This is a genomic window from Streptomyces aquilus (assembly GCF_003955715.1).
Classification (GTDB): Bacteria; Actinomycetota; Actinomycetes; order Streptomycetales; family Streptomycetaceae; genus Streptomyces; species Streptomyces aquilus.
This window is the reverse complement of the sequence record NZ_CP034463.1, coordinates 7524136-7539912: the sequence shown is the minus strand read 5'-3', so window position 1 is coordinate 7539912 and position 15777 is coordinate 7524136. Positions and strand designations below refer to the sequence as shown.

Here is a 15777-nt window from a genome sequence, read left to right as displayed (position 1 = left end):
CGGCCTGCCCGGACCTTCACAAGAAGCTTGCCCAGTGTTTCACCCTGGCTGAACCCGGCCATAACAGTTCGGCAGCTTCGCACATCGTCCGCACACCCTCCGGACGGATACAAAACACTGGTGACCGGCATCCGCATGGACGGGGAAGGTAAGTAACCTTGCATGCGGCTGTCCAGCCGCGCCGGTCCGTCCGGCCTGGGCGGTGGCACGAGTACGAGCGGGCATCGGAGGGGCGGCCGCACAACATGACCACCGGACTGATCCCGGGGGGACACCCCCCGGACCGCCGGCCGACGGACGGCCTGCCGCACCAGCGGCACGAGCCGGTCGGCCACGGAGCCCTGCATGCCGACAACCGGACGAGGAGTTCAGTGATCACCGCGCGCGCGGCCGCCAGCTTCGAGCCCGTCGGGCGATCGGTCGCGAGCGCCCGCTCCTTCGTCCGCGACACGCTCCAGGGCTGGGGCTTCGCGGACATCGTCGACGACGCGGTGGTCCTCACCAGCGAACTGGTGACGAACGCGGTGGTGCACGCGGGCACCGCCGCGGACGTCCTGTGTCTACGCAGCGACGACGGCGTACGGATCGAGGTCGCCGACCGCTATCCCGAACGCGAGATCCCCCTCCAGGGCCACCCCGCCACCATGGGCAGCCCCGACCGCGAGGGCGGCCGCGGACTCCAGCTGTGCGCCGCCCTGGCGGGCCGCTGGGGCGTCGACTACACGCCCACGCACAAGCAGGTCTGGTTCCAGCTCGACCTCCCCGAGCGCCCGGTGGGCACCCGCGCCGCCGGCCCGTCCCTCCCCGCGGACCTCCTCCCCCTCGCGGACGGCCGCGTCCGCGTGGCGGTCGTCCAGATCGACCGTACGGCGGCCATCACGGCCTGGAACGAGGACGCGGAGGAACTCTTCGGCTACCCGGCCGAACAGGTCACCGGCAAGCCCCTGACCGACCTCGCGGCCTGGCCGCACACCCCGGGCACCAGCACCGGCATCGCCGAGGCCCTCCAACTCTCGCGCTGGGAAGGCAGTTACGGCATCCGCGGCGCCAACGGCCGCGTCACCCCGGTGTACGCCTCCCACCTCCGCGTCCGCGACACCGGCGGCGAGCCGTCCACGGTCTGCCTCCTGGTCCGCGACCACGAACGCGCGGTCCTCCAGACCCCGTCGCGCATCCCCACGTCCGACACGTCCACCACCGCCGACGGCCAGAGCGCCGACCCCTTCGAGGTGTTCATCGGCTCGCCGGCCCCGGACGACCTCGACGGCCTCCTCCAGCGCACGGTGGAGCGCGCCCGCGACATGCTCGACGGCGACTCCGCCTTCCTGCTCCTCGCGACCGACGACGAAACGGAGTTGGAGGTCCGCGCCTCCACCGGCCTCCCCTCCGCCCGCCAGCGCTTCGCGCGCGTGCCCGTCGAAGCGGGCCCCGGCCGCTACGGCTCGGCGCGCATGCCGGCCGTCCATGACGACCTGTCGGCGGTCCCGGGTGCGGTCCCCCTCCTCAGCGGCACCGGCATGCGCTCGGTCGTCACGGTCCCCCTGAAGGTCGAGGGCCGCCTCACCGGCTCCCTGGGCGTCGCCGCCGAGGCCCCTGGCAGATACTCGAACGAAGAGGCACTGCGCCTCCAATTCGCCGCCGACCGCATCGCGTTGGCAGTGGAATCGGCCCGCCTCGGCGAACTGGAACGGCTGCGCCGAGGCTCTCTCAGCTTCCTGGTCGAGGCCTCCGACCTCCTCGCCGGCACCCTGGACCGCGACCAGACGCTGGCCCTGATGGCCCAGATGACGGTCCCGACCCTCGCCACCTGGTGCGCGGTCTACACGATCGCCGACCAGGCCTCGGAGCCGTATCTGTCGTACGTCCTCCACGAGGACGAGGAACTCATCGACGGCATCAAGTCGTTGCTCTCGAAGATCTCCCCGCCCGACCCGGTCCCCACCCCGGGTGCCCGCGTCTGGTCGGCCCCCGCCGAAGCGGCCCACCAGGCGGCCCTGCGCACCTCCATGCGCAGCCTCGGCCTGGGCGAGCCGATCGGCCGCCTCAGCACAGGCATCGGCCCCACCCTGGCCACCGCGTCGGCCGTGGGCGGCGAAACAGTCGTCCTCCCCCTCGTCGCCCGCAACCGCGTCATCGGCATGCTGACCCTCGGCAAGCCCACCGACGAACACTTCCGCCAGGAAATCCTGGAGCTGGCGGAGGACTTGAGCCGCAGAGCCGCCCTGGCCCTCGACAACGCCCGCCTCTACTCCGAGCGCACAGCCATCAGCCAGTCCCTCCAGCGCAGCCTCCTGCCCCCCGAGCAGCCCGCGATCGAGGGCATCGAGGTCGAGGTCATCTACCGCGCGGCCGGCGAAGGCAACGAGGTCGGTGGTGACTTCTACGACGTCTTCCCCATCCGCGACGGCGTCTACGGCTTCGCCATCGGCGACGTCTGCGGTACGGGCCCCCACGCGGCGGCGGTGACGGGCCTCGCCCGGCATGCCCTCCGCCTGCTCGCCAGGGAGGGTCTGTCGGGCCCGGCGGTCCTGGAGCGCCTCAACTCCGCGATCCTCGACGAGGGCGCCCGCAGCCGCTTCCTGACCCTCCTCTACGGCGAGATGCGCCCCCAGGAGGACGGCAGCGCCGAGATGAAGGTCGTCTGCGCCGGCCACCCCCTCCCGCTCCGCCTGCGCCAGGACGGCACGGTCGAACCGGCCGCCGAGCCGCAGCCGCTCCTGGGCGTCATCGAGGACCTGGAGCTGTACGAGCAGTCGGTCACCCTGGACCCGGGCGACGTCCTCCTCTGTGTCACGGACGGCGTCACCGAACGCCGCGAGGGCACCCGCATGCTGGGCGACGACGGCCTCACGGACGTCCTCACCACCTGCACGGGCCTGACGGCCGGCGCGGTCGCGGCCCGCGTCATGCGCGCGGTCGAGCGCTTCGCCTCGGACGCCCCGTCCGACGACATGGCGATCCTCGCGATGCGTGTCCCCGGCCTGCACAAGGACTGAGAAGGGTACGCAAAAGGCCCCGCCCATTGGGCGGGGCCTTTCAGTTGGAGCCCCCTAACGGAATCGAACCGTTGACCTTCTCCTTACCATGGAGACGCTCTGCCGACTGAGCTAAGGGGGCCTGTTGCTTTTTCGAGGTTTCCCTCGCGGCAACGGAATAGATCATAGCCCGAACAGACCCGTGCTTCCAAACCCGATCAGAAGGCGGCCTGAAGCAGCCCGCCGAGCGCATTACAGGCACCCACGACCCGCTGCATGTCCCGCTTGGTGAGCGAGGCGTCGACAGGGAGAGCCAGCGTCTCGTCCGCCGCCAACTCCGTCTCCCGCAAGGACACACACCGCCGGAACTCGGGCAGTCGGTGCACAGGAGTCTTCACCGGCACCCGGCACTCAACTCCCCGCCCACGCAGGGCCCGAGCAAAAGCATCCCGATCGGGCCGCCCGTTCCCGGGCACCCGCACGACGTACTGCTGGTAGGTGTGCCCGTCCCCGCCGTCAGGGGTCCGGACCCCTTTCAACTTCCCATCGAGATAAGCGGCCCGCTCCCGCCGCTGAGCCACCTCGTCGTACGGTGCCTCGGACTCCCCCTGCTCCAGCACCAGCAGCCCATGCCGCTGCCCGACACCGTGCAGCGCCGCGATGTCGGCCCGGCGCCCAAACCGATGTACGACAACCACGGCCGCCGTCCGGGGAGTTACGGCCGCCTCGACGGCAGCCACGTCGAGGCAGTACGTCACCGGATCTATGTCGGCGAACACCGGAAGCGCACCGGCCAACACGACCGACTCGGCCACCTCGACGTTCCCGAAGGCCGGCACGACGACCTCGTCACCGACTCCGACGCCGGCGGCCCTGAGCATTGCAGCAGTACCCATGCTGCGGATGCTCCTTGCGCAACGTGAACTTCAAGTGACGCAGAACAAAAAAGGGTTGGACCCCGAACCGAAGTTCAGGATCCAACCCTTTGAAGAATTGTTCGGCGGCGTCCTACTCTCCCACAGGGTCCCCCCTGCAGTACCATCGGCGCTGTAAGGCTTAGCTTCCGGGTTCGGAATGTAACCGGGCGTTTCCCTCACGCTATGACCACCGAAACCCTAATGGTTTCGAGCGAACAAGCACACTCTGTAGTTATTAGTGATGCGTTCTGCTCAAAAAACCGGCAACGGTCGTTGCCTCAGAACTAACACAGTGGACGCGAGCAACTGAGGACAAGCCCTCGGCCTATTAGTACCGGTCACCTCCACACGTTACCGTGCTTCCAGATCCGGCCTATCAACCCAGTCGTCTACTGGGAGCCTTACCCCATCAAGTGGGTGGGAGTCCTCATCTCGAAGCAGGCTTCCCGCTTAGATGCTTTCAGCGGTTATCCCTCCCGAACGTAGCCAACCAGCCATGCCCTTGGCAGAACAACTGGCACACCAGAGGTTCGTCCGTCCCGGTCCTCTCGTACTAGGGACAGCCCTTCTCAAGACTCCTACGCGCACAGCGGATAGGGACCGAACTGTCTCACGACGTTCTAAACCCAGCTCGCGTACCGCTTTAATGGGCGAACAGCCCAACCCTTGGGACCGACTCCAGCCCCAGGATGCGACGAGCCGACATCGAGGTGCCAAACCATCCCGTCGATATGGACTCTTGGGGAAGATCAGCCTGTTATCCCCGGGGTACCTTTTATCCGTTGAGCGACGGCGCTTCCACAAGCCACCGCCGGATCACTAGTCCCGACTTTCGTCCCTGCTCGACCCGTCGGTCTCACAGTCAAGCTCCCTTGTGCACTTACACTCAACACCTGATTGCCAACCAGGCTGAGGGAACCTTTGGGCGCCTCCGTTACTCTTTAGGAGGCAACCGCCCCAGTTAAACTACCCATCAGACACTGTCCCTGATCCGGATCACGGACCCAGGTTAGACATCCAGCACGACCAGACTGGTATTTCAACGACGACTCCACCCGAACTGGCGTCCGAGCTTCACAGTCTCCCAGCTATCCTACACAAGCCGAACCGAACACCAATATCAAACTGTAGTAAAGGTCCCGGGGTCTTTCCGTCCTGCTGCGCGAAACGAGCATCTTTACTCGTAGTGCAATTTCACCGGGCCTATGGTTGAGACAGTCGAGAAGTCGTTACGCCATTCGTGCAGGTCGGAACTTACCCGACAAGGAATTTCGCTACCTTAGGATGGTTATAGTTACCACCGCCGTTTACTGGCGCTTAAGTTCTCAGCTTCGCAACCCCGAAAGGTCACTAACCGGTCCCCTTAACGTTCCAGCACCGGGCAGGCGTCAGTCCGTATACATCGCCTTACGGCTTCGCACGGACCTGTGTTTTTAGTAAACAGTCGCTTCTCGCTGGTCTCTGCGGCCACCCCCAGCTCGAGGAGCAAGTCCTCTCACCAAGCGTGGCCCCCCTTCTCCCGAAGTTACGGGGGCATTTTGCCGAGTTCCTTAACCATAGTTCACCCGAACGCCTCGGTATTCTCTACCTGACCACCTGAGTCGGTTTAGGGTACGGGCCGCCATGAAACTCGCTAGAGGCTTTTCTCGACAGCATAGGATCATCCACTTCACCACAATCGGCTCGGCATCAGGTCTCAGCCTTAATGAGCGGCGGATTTGCCTACCACTCGGCCTACACCCTTACCCCGGGACAACCACCGCCCGGGATGGACTACCTTCCTGCGTCACCCCATCACTCACCTACTACCAGATCGGGTCAGCGGCTCCACCACTCCCCTTTGCCCGAAGGCTCCGGGGCGGCTTCACGGCCTTAGCATCACTGGATTCAATGTTTGACGCTTCACAGCGGGTACCGGAATATCAACCGGTTATCCATCGACTACGCCTGTCGGCCTCGCCTTAGGTCCCGACTTACCCTGGGCAGATCAGCTTGACCCAGGAACCCTTAGTCAATCGGCGCACACGTTTCTCACGTGTGAATCGCTACTCATGCCTGCATTCTCACTCGTCAACCGTCCACAACTCGCTTCCGCGGCTGCTTCACCCGGCAGACGACGCTCCCCTACCCATCACAGCAGGCGTTGGCCCTATTGCTGCAATGACACGACTTCGGCGGTACGCTTGAGCCCCGCTACATTGTCGGCGCGGAATCACTAGACCAGTGAGCTATTACGCACTCTTTCAAGGGTGGCTGCTTCTAAGCCAACCTCCTGGTTGTCTGTGCGACTCCACATCCTTTCCCACTTAGCGTACGCTTAGGGGCCTTAGTCGATGCTCTGGGCTGTTTCCCTCTCGACCATGGAGCTTATCCCCCACAGTCTCACTGCCGCGCTCTCACTTACCGGCATTCGGAGTTTGGCTAAGGTCAGTAACCCGGTAGGGCCCATCGCCTATCCAGTGCTCTACCTCCGGCAAGAAACACACGACGCTGCACCTAAATGCATTTCGGGGAGAACCAGCTATCACGGAGTTTGATTGGCCTTTCACCCCTAACCACAGGTCATCCCCCAGGTTTTCAACCCTGGTGGGTTCGGTCCTCCACGAAGTCTTACCTCCGCTTCAACCTGCCCATGGCTAGATCACTCCGCTTCGGGTCTTGAGCGCGCTACTAAACCGCCCTATTCGGACTCGCTTTCGCTACGGCTTCCCCACACGGGTTAACCTCGCAACACACCGCAAACTCGCAGGCTCATTCTTCAAAAGGCACGCAGTCACGAGAACACAGCAAGCTGTGTTCCGACGCTCCCACGGCTTGTAGGCACACGGTTTCAGGTACTATTTCACTCCGCTCCCGCGGTACTTTTCACCATTCCCTCACGGTACTATCCGCTATCGGTCACCAGGGAATATTTAGGCTTAGCGGGTGGTCCCGCCAGATTCACACGGGATTTCTCGGGCCCCGTGCTACTTGGGTGTCTCTCAAACGAGCCGCTGACGTTTCGACTACGGGGGTCTTACCCTCTACGCCGGACCTTTCGCATGTCCTTCGCCTACATCAACGGTTTCTGACTCGCCCTGTCGCCGGCAGACAACAGAAGAGAGATCCCACAACCCCGTATACGCAACCCCTGCCGGGTCTCACACGCATACGGTTTGGCCTCATCCGGTTTCGCTCGCCACTACTCCCGGAATCACGGTTGTTTTCTCTTCCTGCGGGTACTGAGATGTTTCACTTCCCCGCGTTCCCTCCACATACCCTATGTGTTCAGGTATGGGTGACAGCCCATGACGACTGCCGGGTTTCCCCATTCGGAAACCCCCGGATCAAAGCCTGGTTGACGACTCCCCGGGGACTATCGTGGCCTCCCACGTCCTTCATCGGTTCCTGGTGCCAAGGCATCCACCGTGCGCCCTTAAAAACTTGGCCACAGATGCTCGCGTCCACTGTGCAGTTCTCAAACAACGACCAGCCACCCATCACCCCGCCACACTCGGCGAGTTCACTGGGGCCGGCATCGAAGCACAACCTTGCGGCCGTTACTTCAGACACCCAACAGCGTGCCCGGCCAGTTCCCGTCCGGAGATCATGCGTTCCACGCTCTTGCGAGCAGTACTTGCAGCCTCCGACCCGAGGTCCTGGCCGAATAATCAACGTTCCACCCATGAGCAACCAGCATCGAACGTTCGCCGATGTACTGGCCTCTGACCAACCGGAGTTGGTGAGAAGTGCTCCTTAGAAAGGAGGTGATCCAGCCGCACCTTCCGGTACGGCTACCTTGTTACGACTTCGTCCCAATCGCTGGTCCCACCTTCGACAGCTCCCTCCCACAAGGGGTTGGGCCACCGGCTTCGGGTGTTACCGACTTTCGTGACGTGACGGGCGGTGTGTACAAGGCCCGGGAACGTATTCACCGCAGCAATGCTGATCTGCGATTACTAGCAACTCCGACTTCATGGGGTCGAGTTGCAGACCCCAATCCGAACTGAGACAGGCTTTTTGAGATTCGCTCCACCTCACGGTTTCGCAGCTCATTGTACCTGCCATTGTAGCACGTGTGCAGCCCAAGACATAAGGGGCATGATGACTTGACGTCGTCCCCACCTTCCTCCGAGTTGACCCCGGCGGTCTCCTGTGAGTCCCCATCACCCCGAAGGGCATGCTGGCAACACAGGACAAGGGTTGCGCTCGTTGCGGGACTTAACCCAACATCTCACGACACGAGCTGACGACAGCCATGCACCACCTGTACACCGACCACAAGGGGGCGACCATCTCTGGCCGTTTCCGGTGTATGTCAAGCCTTGGTAAGGTTCTTCGCGTTGCGTCGAATTAAGCCACATGCTCCGCTGCTTGTGCGGGCCCCCGTCAATTCCTTTGAGTTTTAGCCTTGCGGCCGTACTCCCCAGGCGGGGAACTTAATGCGTTAGCTGCGGCACCGACGACGTGGAATGTCGCCAACACCTAGTTCCCACCGTTTACGGCGTGGACTACCAGGGTATCTAATCCTGTTCGCTCCCCACGCTTTCGCTCCTCAGCGTCAGTAATGGCCCAGAGATCCGCCTTCGCCACCGGTGTTCCTCCTGATATCTGCGCATTTCACCGCTACACCAGGAATTCCGATCTCCCCTACCACACTCTAGCTAGCCCGTATCGAATGCAGACCCGGGGTTAAGCCCCGGGCTTTCACACCCGACGTGACAAGCCGCCTACGAGCTCTTTACGCCCAATAATTCCGGACAACGCTTGCGCCCTACGTATTACCGCGGCTGCTGGCACGTAGTTAGCCGGCGCTTCTTCTGCAGGTACCGTCACTTTCGCTTCTTCCCTGCTGAAAGAGGTTTACAACCCGAAGGCCGTCATCCCTCACGCGGCGTCGCTGCATCAGGCTTTCGCCCATTGTGCAATATTCCCCACTGCTGCCTCCCGTAGGAGTCTGGGCCGTGTCTCAGTCCCAGTGTGGCCGGTCGCCCTCTCAGGCCGGCTACCCGTCGTCGCCTTGGTGAGCCGTTACCTCACCAACAAGCTGATAGGCCGCGGGCTCATCCTTCACCGCCGGAGCTTTCAACCCCCACCCATGCGAGTGGAAGTGGTATCCGGTATTAGACCCCGTTTCCAGGGCTTGTCCCAGAGTGAAGGGCAGATTACCCACGTGTTACTCACCCGTTCGCCACTAATCCCCACCGAAGTGGTTCATCGTTCGACTTGCATGTGTTAAGCACGCCGCCAGCGTTCGTCCTGAGCCAGGATCAAACTCTCCGTGAATGTTTTCCCGTAATCGGGATGAACACCACGAGAGCGGAACCACCGGAGGAATGATCCGATGGTTCACAGCGTCCTCGCTGTGTTGTTTCAAAGGAACCTCGCCCCAACCGATGACCGGCCGGAGACGGGGTATCAACTAATCTGGCGTTGATTTTTGGCACGCTGTTGAGTTCTCAAGGAACGGACGCTTCCTTTGTACTCACCCGAGAGACTCTCTCAGGCTTTCCTCCGGGCTTTTCCCTTCGATCTTGCGTTTCCGACTCTATCAGATCGTTTCCGGTTCTGACTTCCTCGGTGCTTTCCAGGTTTCCGCTTTCGCGTTTCCCTTTCCGGCGGCTCCGACTTTATCAGAAGTTCTGAGTCGGAATTCCCACCCGCTTCGGGGACTGGTTCCAGCACGCGAGGCGGCCGGGTTCCCGTTCAGGTGGAGCCGTAAACGTACTGGAGCGGGGCGCCTCGATGCAAATCGAGGCGCCCCGCTCCAGGTTCACGCGTACGAGGGCCGACGGACCGTCAGACCTCCACCACCACCGGGAGGATCATCGGCCTGCGGCGATACGTGTCGGAGACCCACTTGCCGAGGGTCCGCCGCACCAGCTGCTGGAGCTGATGGGGCTCGACCACGCCGTCCTGCGCCGAGCGCTCCAGGACCTCCTTGACCTTCGGGATGACGTCGGCGAACGCCGAGTCCTCGATACCCGAGCCACGGGCCTGGACATGCGGGCCACCCGTGATCTTGCCGCTCGACGAGTCGATGACGACGAAGACCGAGATGATGCCCTCGTCACCGAGGATCCTGCGGTCCTTCAGCGCCGGCTCGCCCACATCGCCGACCGAAAGGCCGTCGACGTACACGTAACCCGCCTGGACCTTGCCGGAGATCTTGGCCTTGCCCGCGACCAGGTCGACGACGACGCCGTCCTCGGCGATGACGATCCGGTCGTGCGGGACGCCGGTCATGGCACCGAGCTCGGCGTTGGCCCGCAGGTGGCGCCATTCGCCGTGGACCGGCATCAGGTTCTTCGGGCGGCAGATGTTGTAGAAGTACAGCAGCTCGCCCGCGGAGGCGTGACCCGAGACATGGACCTTGGCGTTGCCCTTGTGGACGACGTTGGCGCCCCAGCGGGTCAGGCCGTTGATCACGCGGTAGACCGCGTTCTCGTTGCCGGGGATCAGGGACGACGCCAGGATCACCGTGTCGCCGGAGACGATGCGGATCTGGTGGTCCCGGTTGGCCATGCGGGACAGGGCCGCCATCGGCTCGCCCTGTGAACCCGTACAGACGAGGACCACCTGGCTGTCGGGGAGGTCGTCCAGGGTCTTCACGTCGACCACCAGACCCGGCGGGACCTTCAGGTAGCCGAGGTCCCGCGCGATGCCCATGTTGCGGACCATCGAGCGGCCGACGAAGGCGACCCTGCGGCCGTATTCGTGGGCGGCGTCCAGGATCTGCTGGATGCGGTGGATGTGGCTGGCGAAGCTGGCCACGATGATCCGCTTGCGGGCGCCGGCGAAGACCTGGCGCAGGACGTTGGAGATGTCGCGCTCGGGCGGGACGAATCCAGGGACCTCGGCGTTCGTGGAGTCGGAGAGAAGGAGGTCGATGCCCTCCTCGCTCAGACGTGCGAACGCGTGTAGATCCGTCAGACGGTTGTCCAGCGGGAGCTGGTCCATCTTGAAGTCGCCGGTGTGGACCACCATGCCGGCGGGGGTGCGGATCGCCACGGCGAGGGCGTCGGGGATGGAGTGGTTGACCGCGACGAACTCGCAGTCGAAGGGGCCGATGCGCTCGCGGTTCCCCTCCACCACCTCAAGGGTGTACGGGCGGATGCGGTGCTCCTGGAGCTTCGCCTCGATCAGCGCGAGGGTCAGCTTGGAACCGATCAGCGGGATGTCCGGCTTCTCGCGGAGCAGGAACGGGACGGCACCGATGTGGTCCTCGTGGCCGTGCGTGAGCACGATGCCCTCGATGTCGTCGAGACGGTCCCGGATGGACGAGAAGTCCGGCAGGATCAGGTCGATTCCGGGCTGCTCCTCCTCGGGGAAGAGCACTCCGCAGTCGACGATCAGAAGGCGGCCGCCGTACTCGAAGACCGTCATGTTTCGGCCGATCTCACCGAGACCGCCGAGTGGGGTGACGCGCAGGCCGCCTTCGGGAAGCGGCGGAGGCGGGCCGAGTTCAGGATGCGGATGACTCAAAAGACTCTCCTCACCACACGCGCCACGTACCGGCAGGGCACGTGGCGCGCATGACGTTCGTGCGTGTAGCAGTTGTCGTTGTGTGGTGCGGGCACCGGTGGCCCGCGTATTCAGTTGTGAAGTCCGTTGCGCGCCGGGGGCGCGCGAAGTCTGTTGTCAGAGCTGTACCCCGCCGGCGGCAAGATCGATCTTGAGCTGCTCGATCTCTTCCGGAGCGAGTTCCACCATGGGGGCGCGCAGCGGTCCGGCGGGCAGGCCCTGGAGGGCGAGCGCGGCCTTCGTCGTCATGACGCCCTGGGTGCGGAACATGCCGGTGTAGACCGGGAGCAGCTTCTGGTGGATCTCCGTGGCCTTCTGGACGTCGCCCGAGACGAAGGCGTCCACGAGGGCGCGCAGGTCCGGGGTCACCACATGGCCGACGACCGAGACGAAGCCGACCGCGCCCACGGAGAGGAGCGGCAGGTTCAGCATGTCGTCGCCGGAGTACCAGGCGAGGCCGGAGCGGGCGATGGCCCAGCTGGCGCGGCCGAGGTCGCCCTTGGCGTCCTTGTTGGCGACGATGCGCGGGTGCTCGGCGAGCCGGACCAGCGTCTCGGTGTTGATCGGGACGCCGCTGCGGCCGGGGATGTCGTAGAGCATGACCGGCAGCTCGGTGGCGTCGGCGATGGCCTTGAAGTGCCGGTACAGGCCTTCCTGCGGAGGCTTGTTGTAGTACGGCGTGACCACCAGGAGGCCGTGGGCTCCGGTCTGTTCGGCGGCCTTGGCCAGTTCCAGGCTGTGGTGGGTGTCGTTGGTGCCGACGCCGGCGACGACGTGGGCCCGGTCGCCGACCGCCTCCAGTACGGCTCGTACGAGGTCCGTTTTCTCCGCGTCGCTGGTGGTGGGCGACTCACCGGTGGTGCCGTTGATGATCAGGCCGTCGTTGCCTGCGTCCACCAGGTGGGTAGCGAGCCGCTGCGCGCCGTCGAGGTCGAGTGCGCCGTCCGCCGTGAAGGGCGTGACCATGGCGGTGAGGACCCTCCCGAAGGGGGTCTGCGGAGTGGAGGTCGGAGCCATGGGTAACACGCTACTCGCTGCTCAAGACGTGGTCTGCCCTCGGGGGGCGCGAAAAGTCATGACAAAGGTGGAGCCCGGCACTGCCTGCTCGGGGGTTCAAGCAGTGCCGGGTCCGTTTGATCAGGCTAGATGAACTTCTCCAAATGCCGCAATACGGACACCTCGCGAGGCTGAACCGTACATCTGTGCCCGGTCGGGGAACGCGGGTGCGTTACGGCGCCACACGGCCGTTCGCATTGAAGGCGGCGTACGTGAGCGGCATGAGCTTGGCCCACTCGGCCTCCATCTTCTCGCCGACCATCTCGATCTCGCGCTGCGGGAAGGACGGGACCTTCGCCAGTTCGTGCTGGGTGCGCAGGCCGAGGAAGTGCATCAGCGAGCGGGCGTTGCACGTGGCGTACATCGAGGAGAACAGGCCGACCGGGAGGACCGCGCGGGCGACCTCGCGGGCGACGCCGGCGGCGAGCATCTCCTGGTAGGCCTCGTACGCCTGCCGGTAGGAGTCCTCCATGGTGCGGGAGACCAGCTCCTGCTGGGCCTCGGTGCCCTCCACGAAGACGTACTTGCCGGGGCGGCCCTCCTGGACGAGCTTGCGGTCGGCGCCGGGGACGTAGAAGACGGGCTGGAGCTCCCGGTAGCGGCCGGACTCCTCGTTGTACGACCAGCCCACGCGGTGCCGCATGAACTCGCGGAAGACGAAGATCGGGGCGCTGATGAAGAAGGTCATCGAGTTGTGCTCGAACGGGCTGCCGTGCCGGTCCCGCATCAGGTAGTTGATGAGGCCCTTGGAGCGCTCGGGGTCCTTCTTCAGCTCGTCCAGGGACTGCTCGCCGGCGGTGGAGACACGGGCGGCCCACAGCACGTCGGAGTCGGCCGCGCTGTGCTTCACCAGCTCGACGCTGACATCGCTGCGGAAGCTGGGCTTGAGGTCGTCGACTGGGGTGTCGGTCACGGCTCGGAGGGTCCTTCCATCACTTCTCTCGGGCGGCGCCCACTCTACGGCCCGGCACTGACATCGGGGCGTTCGGTGCCGGGACGCGACATCTTCGGTGAAGTTCCGTGAATTCGGGGCATCAGGGCACCTTTTCGGGCACTCGTGCGTCTGTATCAACAACAGTCACTTGTTCGAGCTTGAGAGGAGCGTCTCGCTGATGTTCAGCCGGCGTGAGCCCGTCCCGTTCGCCTTCGTCGCCGAGGCCGACAGGTTCCGCAGCAATGTCACTCCCCCGCCCCGGGAGAAGTCCTCGGCCGGGCAGATAGCCGGGCGTTGGCTGCTGGGGGTCACCATCATCGCCGCGCTGGTGGGTTCCCTGGTGCTCGGGATGCCGGCGCTGACCGTCGATCACTCCGCCGCGGACACCCAGCAGTCACAGGCCTCCCAAGGACACTGACTCATCCGAGCCCCCAAAGGTGGCTCGTGGGGACACTGACGGATAGCCTCACCGGGCACAGCCCGCGCATGCATTGAGTGAGGACCAGCCGTGCCCCTGCCCTTCCTGGCGGCCGACCGCGCCTTCGAGACAGCCGACGACATCGCGCTGCCCTTCGACGACCGCGACCACTGGCGGCGCCCGTACCGCCCCGGCCCCTGGCGGGTGGGTACGGCGGCGCTTCTGCTGCTGCTCGCGTCGTACGTGCTGTTCGCGGCGGTCATCATCGCCCTGACCGGCTCGGTGTCCGAGGGTGGTGTGGTCTTCGGCGCCGCGCTGGCCGTCATCGCCGTGTCGCTTCGGTTGCTGCGGGTGGGCGTGTGGGTGAGTGCCCGCGGGGTGCGCCATGTCGGGTTCTTCCGCACGCGGACCGTGCGGTGGGAGCAGGTCGTCGCCGTGCGGACGGTGCAGCAGCCGGTGCGTTGGCTGGGCCTGCCGCGGACCGTTCAGGGGCAGGCGCTGACCGTCGTACGCCGTGATCGCGCGGCGGAGGACACCTCGCCGCTGCTGACCACGCACAACGCGGACTTCCTGGGGCGGACCGAGGCGTTCGACCGGGCCGCGGACTCGGTGGAGGCGTGGGGCGCGGAGTATCAGCGGGGCTGAGTCGCCGGCCGAAGACACCGAAGACAACGAAGACAACGAAGGGGCCGGTCCGCTTGAGTGCGGGCCGGCCCCTTCGGCGTGCGGCGTTTCAGGCCTGGACGGGTTTGCCGTCGTGCAGGGCGATCGCGCGTTGCATCGCCTTGCGGGCGCGCGGGGTGTCGCGGGCGTCGTGGTAGGCGACGGCGAGGCGGAACCAGCTGCGCCAGTCGTCGGGTTCGGCCTCGGTCTCGGCCTTGCGCCGGGCGAAGACCTCGTCGGCCGAGTCGCGGTCGATGCGGCCGCTGGGCAGGCGCCTCAACTCGTCGACGGGCAGGCCGCCTTCGGCGTCGAGTTCGGCGGCGAGCCGGTTGGCCTTGCGGACGAACTCGGTGTTCTTCCACAGGAACCACAGGCCGATGACCGGCAGGATCAGCACCGCCACGCCGAACGTGACGGTGATGAGGGTGCCGGACTGGATGAGCATGACACCGCGGCTGCCGACCAGGACGAAGTAGAAGACCAGGACGGCGGCCGTTATGGCGTAGGACAGCTTCGCGCGCATGGTGGTGTCAGCCCAGGTCCAGGAAGTTTTCCAGACCGAAGGTCAGGCCCGGGGTCGTGACCACCTTGCGGGCGCCCAGCAGGATGCCGGGCATAAAGCTGCTGTGGTGGAGCGAGTCGTGGCGGATCGTCAGCGTCTCGCCCTCGCCGCCCAGCAGGACCTCCTGGTGGGCCAGCAGACCGCGCAGGCGGACGGAGTGGACGGGCACGCCGTCGACGTCCGCGCCGCGCGCGCCGTCCAGGGCCGTCTCGGTGGCGTCGGGGGCCGGGGCCGTGCCGGCTGCGCGGCGGGCCTCGGCGATGAGCTGGGCCGTGCGCGTGGCGGTGCCCGAGGGCGCGTCGACCTTCTTCGGGTGGTGGAGTTCGACGACCTCCACCGACTCGAAGTAGGGGGCGGCGATCTGCGCGAACTTCATGTTCAGGACGGCGCCGATGGAGAAGTTGGGCGCGATGAGGACGCCCGTCTCCGGGGACGCCGCCAGCCAGCCGTTCAGCTGCGCGAGGCGCTCGTCGGTCCAGCCCGTCGTACCGACGACGGCGTGGATGCCGTGGCCGACGCAGTACTCGAGGTTGTCCATCACCGAGGCCGGCGTGGTGAGTTCGACGGCGACCTGGGCGCCCGTCTCGGCCAGGGTCTCCAGCTTGTCGCCCCGGCTCAGGGCGGCGACCAGCTCCATGTCCTCGGCGGCCTCGACGGCCTTGACCGCCTCGGAGCCGATCCGGCCCTTGGCACCGAGGACCGCCACGCGCAGCTTGCTCATCTCTTGCTTCCTTAAGCCAGAACAGCCA

General features: G+C 65.2%; 9 protein-coding genes, 1 tRNA gene and 3 rRNA genes. 3 read left to right on the top strand and 10 right to left on the bottom strand.

Going from position 1 to position 15777, the window contains the following annotated elements; all coding sequences use genetic code 11:
* Positions 1-245: 245 nt before the first annotated feature.
* Positions 246-2996 carry a SpoIIE family protein phosphatase gene (locus tag EJC51_RS34835; protein ID WP_126274678.1) on the top strand — a complete coding sequence of 917 codons (2751 nt, stop codon included), beginning with the start codon at positions 246-248 and terminating at the stop codon, positions 2994-2996.
* Between the two features lie 45 nt (positions 2997-3041).
* Here the strand turns inward: EJC51_RS34835 and EJC51_RS34830 are convergent.
* From EJC51_RS34830 to thyX, 8 genes are all read right to left on the bottom strand, one after another.
* Positions 3042-3117: transfer RNA gene (locus EJC51_RS34830), tRNA-Thr, on the bottom strand.
* 76 nt (positions 3118-3193) lie between these two features.
* Positions 3194-3856, bottom strand: coding sequence for a DegT/DnrJ/EryC1/StrS family aminotransferase (locus EJC51_RS34825; protein ID WP_126277251.1), 663 nt, complete (start codon positions 3854-3856; stop codon positions 3194-3196).
* A gap of 114 nt (positions 3857-3970) precedes the next feature.
* Positions 3971-4087, bottom strand: a 5S ribosomal RNA gene (gene rrf, locus EJC51_RS34820).
* 113 nt (positions 4088-4200) lie between these two features.
* Positions 4201-7321 (bottom strand): 23S ribosomal RNA (locus EJC51_RS34815).
* Positions 7322-7631: 310 nt separating this feature from the next.
* A 16S ribosomal RNA gene (locus tag EJC51_RS34810) occupies positions 7632-9157 on the bottom strand.
* Together the 16S, 23S and 5S rRNA genes form the textbook arrangement of a ribosomal RNA operon.
* Before the next feature lie 513 nt (positions 9158-9670).
* Positions 9671-11356, bottom strand: a complete 1686-nt coding sequence (locus EJC51_RS34800) for a ribonuclease J (RefSeq protein ID WP_126274677.1) — start codon at positions 11354-11356, stop codon at positions 9671-9673.
* Between the two features lie 156 nt (positions 11357-11512).
* Positions 11513-12412 carry a 4-hydroxy-tetrahydrodipicolinate synthase gene (gene dapA / locus EJC51_RS34795; RefSeq protein ID WP_097269616.1) on the bottom strand — a complete coding sequence of 300 codons (900 nt, stop codon included), beginning with the start codon at positions 12410-12412 and terminating at the stop codon, positions 11513-11515.
* A 211-nt stretch (positions 12413-12623) separates the two neighbouring features.
* A complete protein-coding gene (thyX, locus tag EJC51_RS34790) occupies positions 12624-13364 on the bottom strand; it encodes an FAD-dependent thymidylate synthase (RefSeq protein ID WP_126274676.1) in 741 nt (246 codons plus the stop codon).
* Positions 13365-13563: 199 nt separating this feature from the next.
* Here thyX and EJC51_RS34785 point away from each other — a divergent pair, with 199 nt between their 5' ends.
* On the top strand, positions 13564-13803 hold the full coding sequence (locus tag EJC51_RS34785) for a hypothetical protein (protein ID WP_207924903.1): 240 nt from the start codon (positions 13564-13566) through the stop codon (positions 13801-13803).
* 90 nt (positions 13804-13893) lie between these two features.
* Positions 13894-14448, top strand: coding sequence for a PH domain-containing protein (locus EJC51_RS34780; RefSeq protein ID WP_126274675.1), 555 nt, complete (start codon positions 13894-13896; stop codon positions 14446-14448).
* Between the two features lie 88 nt (positions 14449-14536).
* Here EJC51_RS34780 and EJC51_RS34775 read toward each other — a convergent pair whose 3' ends face one another.
* The gene (locus EJC51_RS34775) at positions 14537-14989 is read right to left on the bottom strand and encodes a tetratricopeptide repeat protein (protein ID WP_126274674.1); all 453 of its coding nucleotides are present in this window, start codon (positions 14987-14989) and stop codon (positions 14537-14539) included.
* Between the two features lie 7 nt (positions 14990-14996).
* Positions 14997-15749, bottom strand: a complete 753-nt coding sequence (dapB, locus tag EJC51_RS34770) for a 4-hydroxy-tetrahydrodipicolinate reductase (RefSeq protein WP_126274673.1) — start codon at positions 15747-15749, stop codon at positions 14997-14999.
* Positions 15750-15777 lie beyond the last annotated feature (28 nt).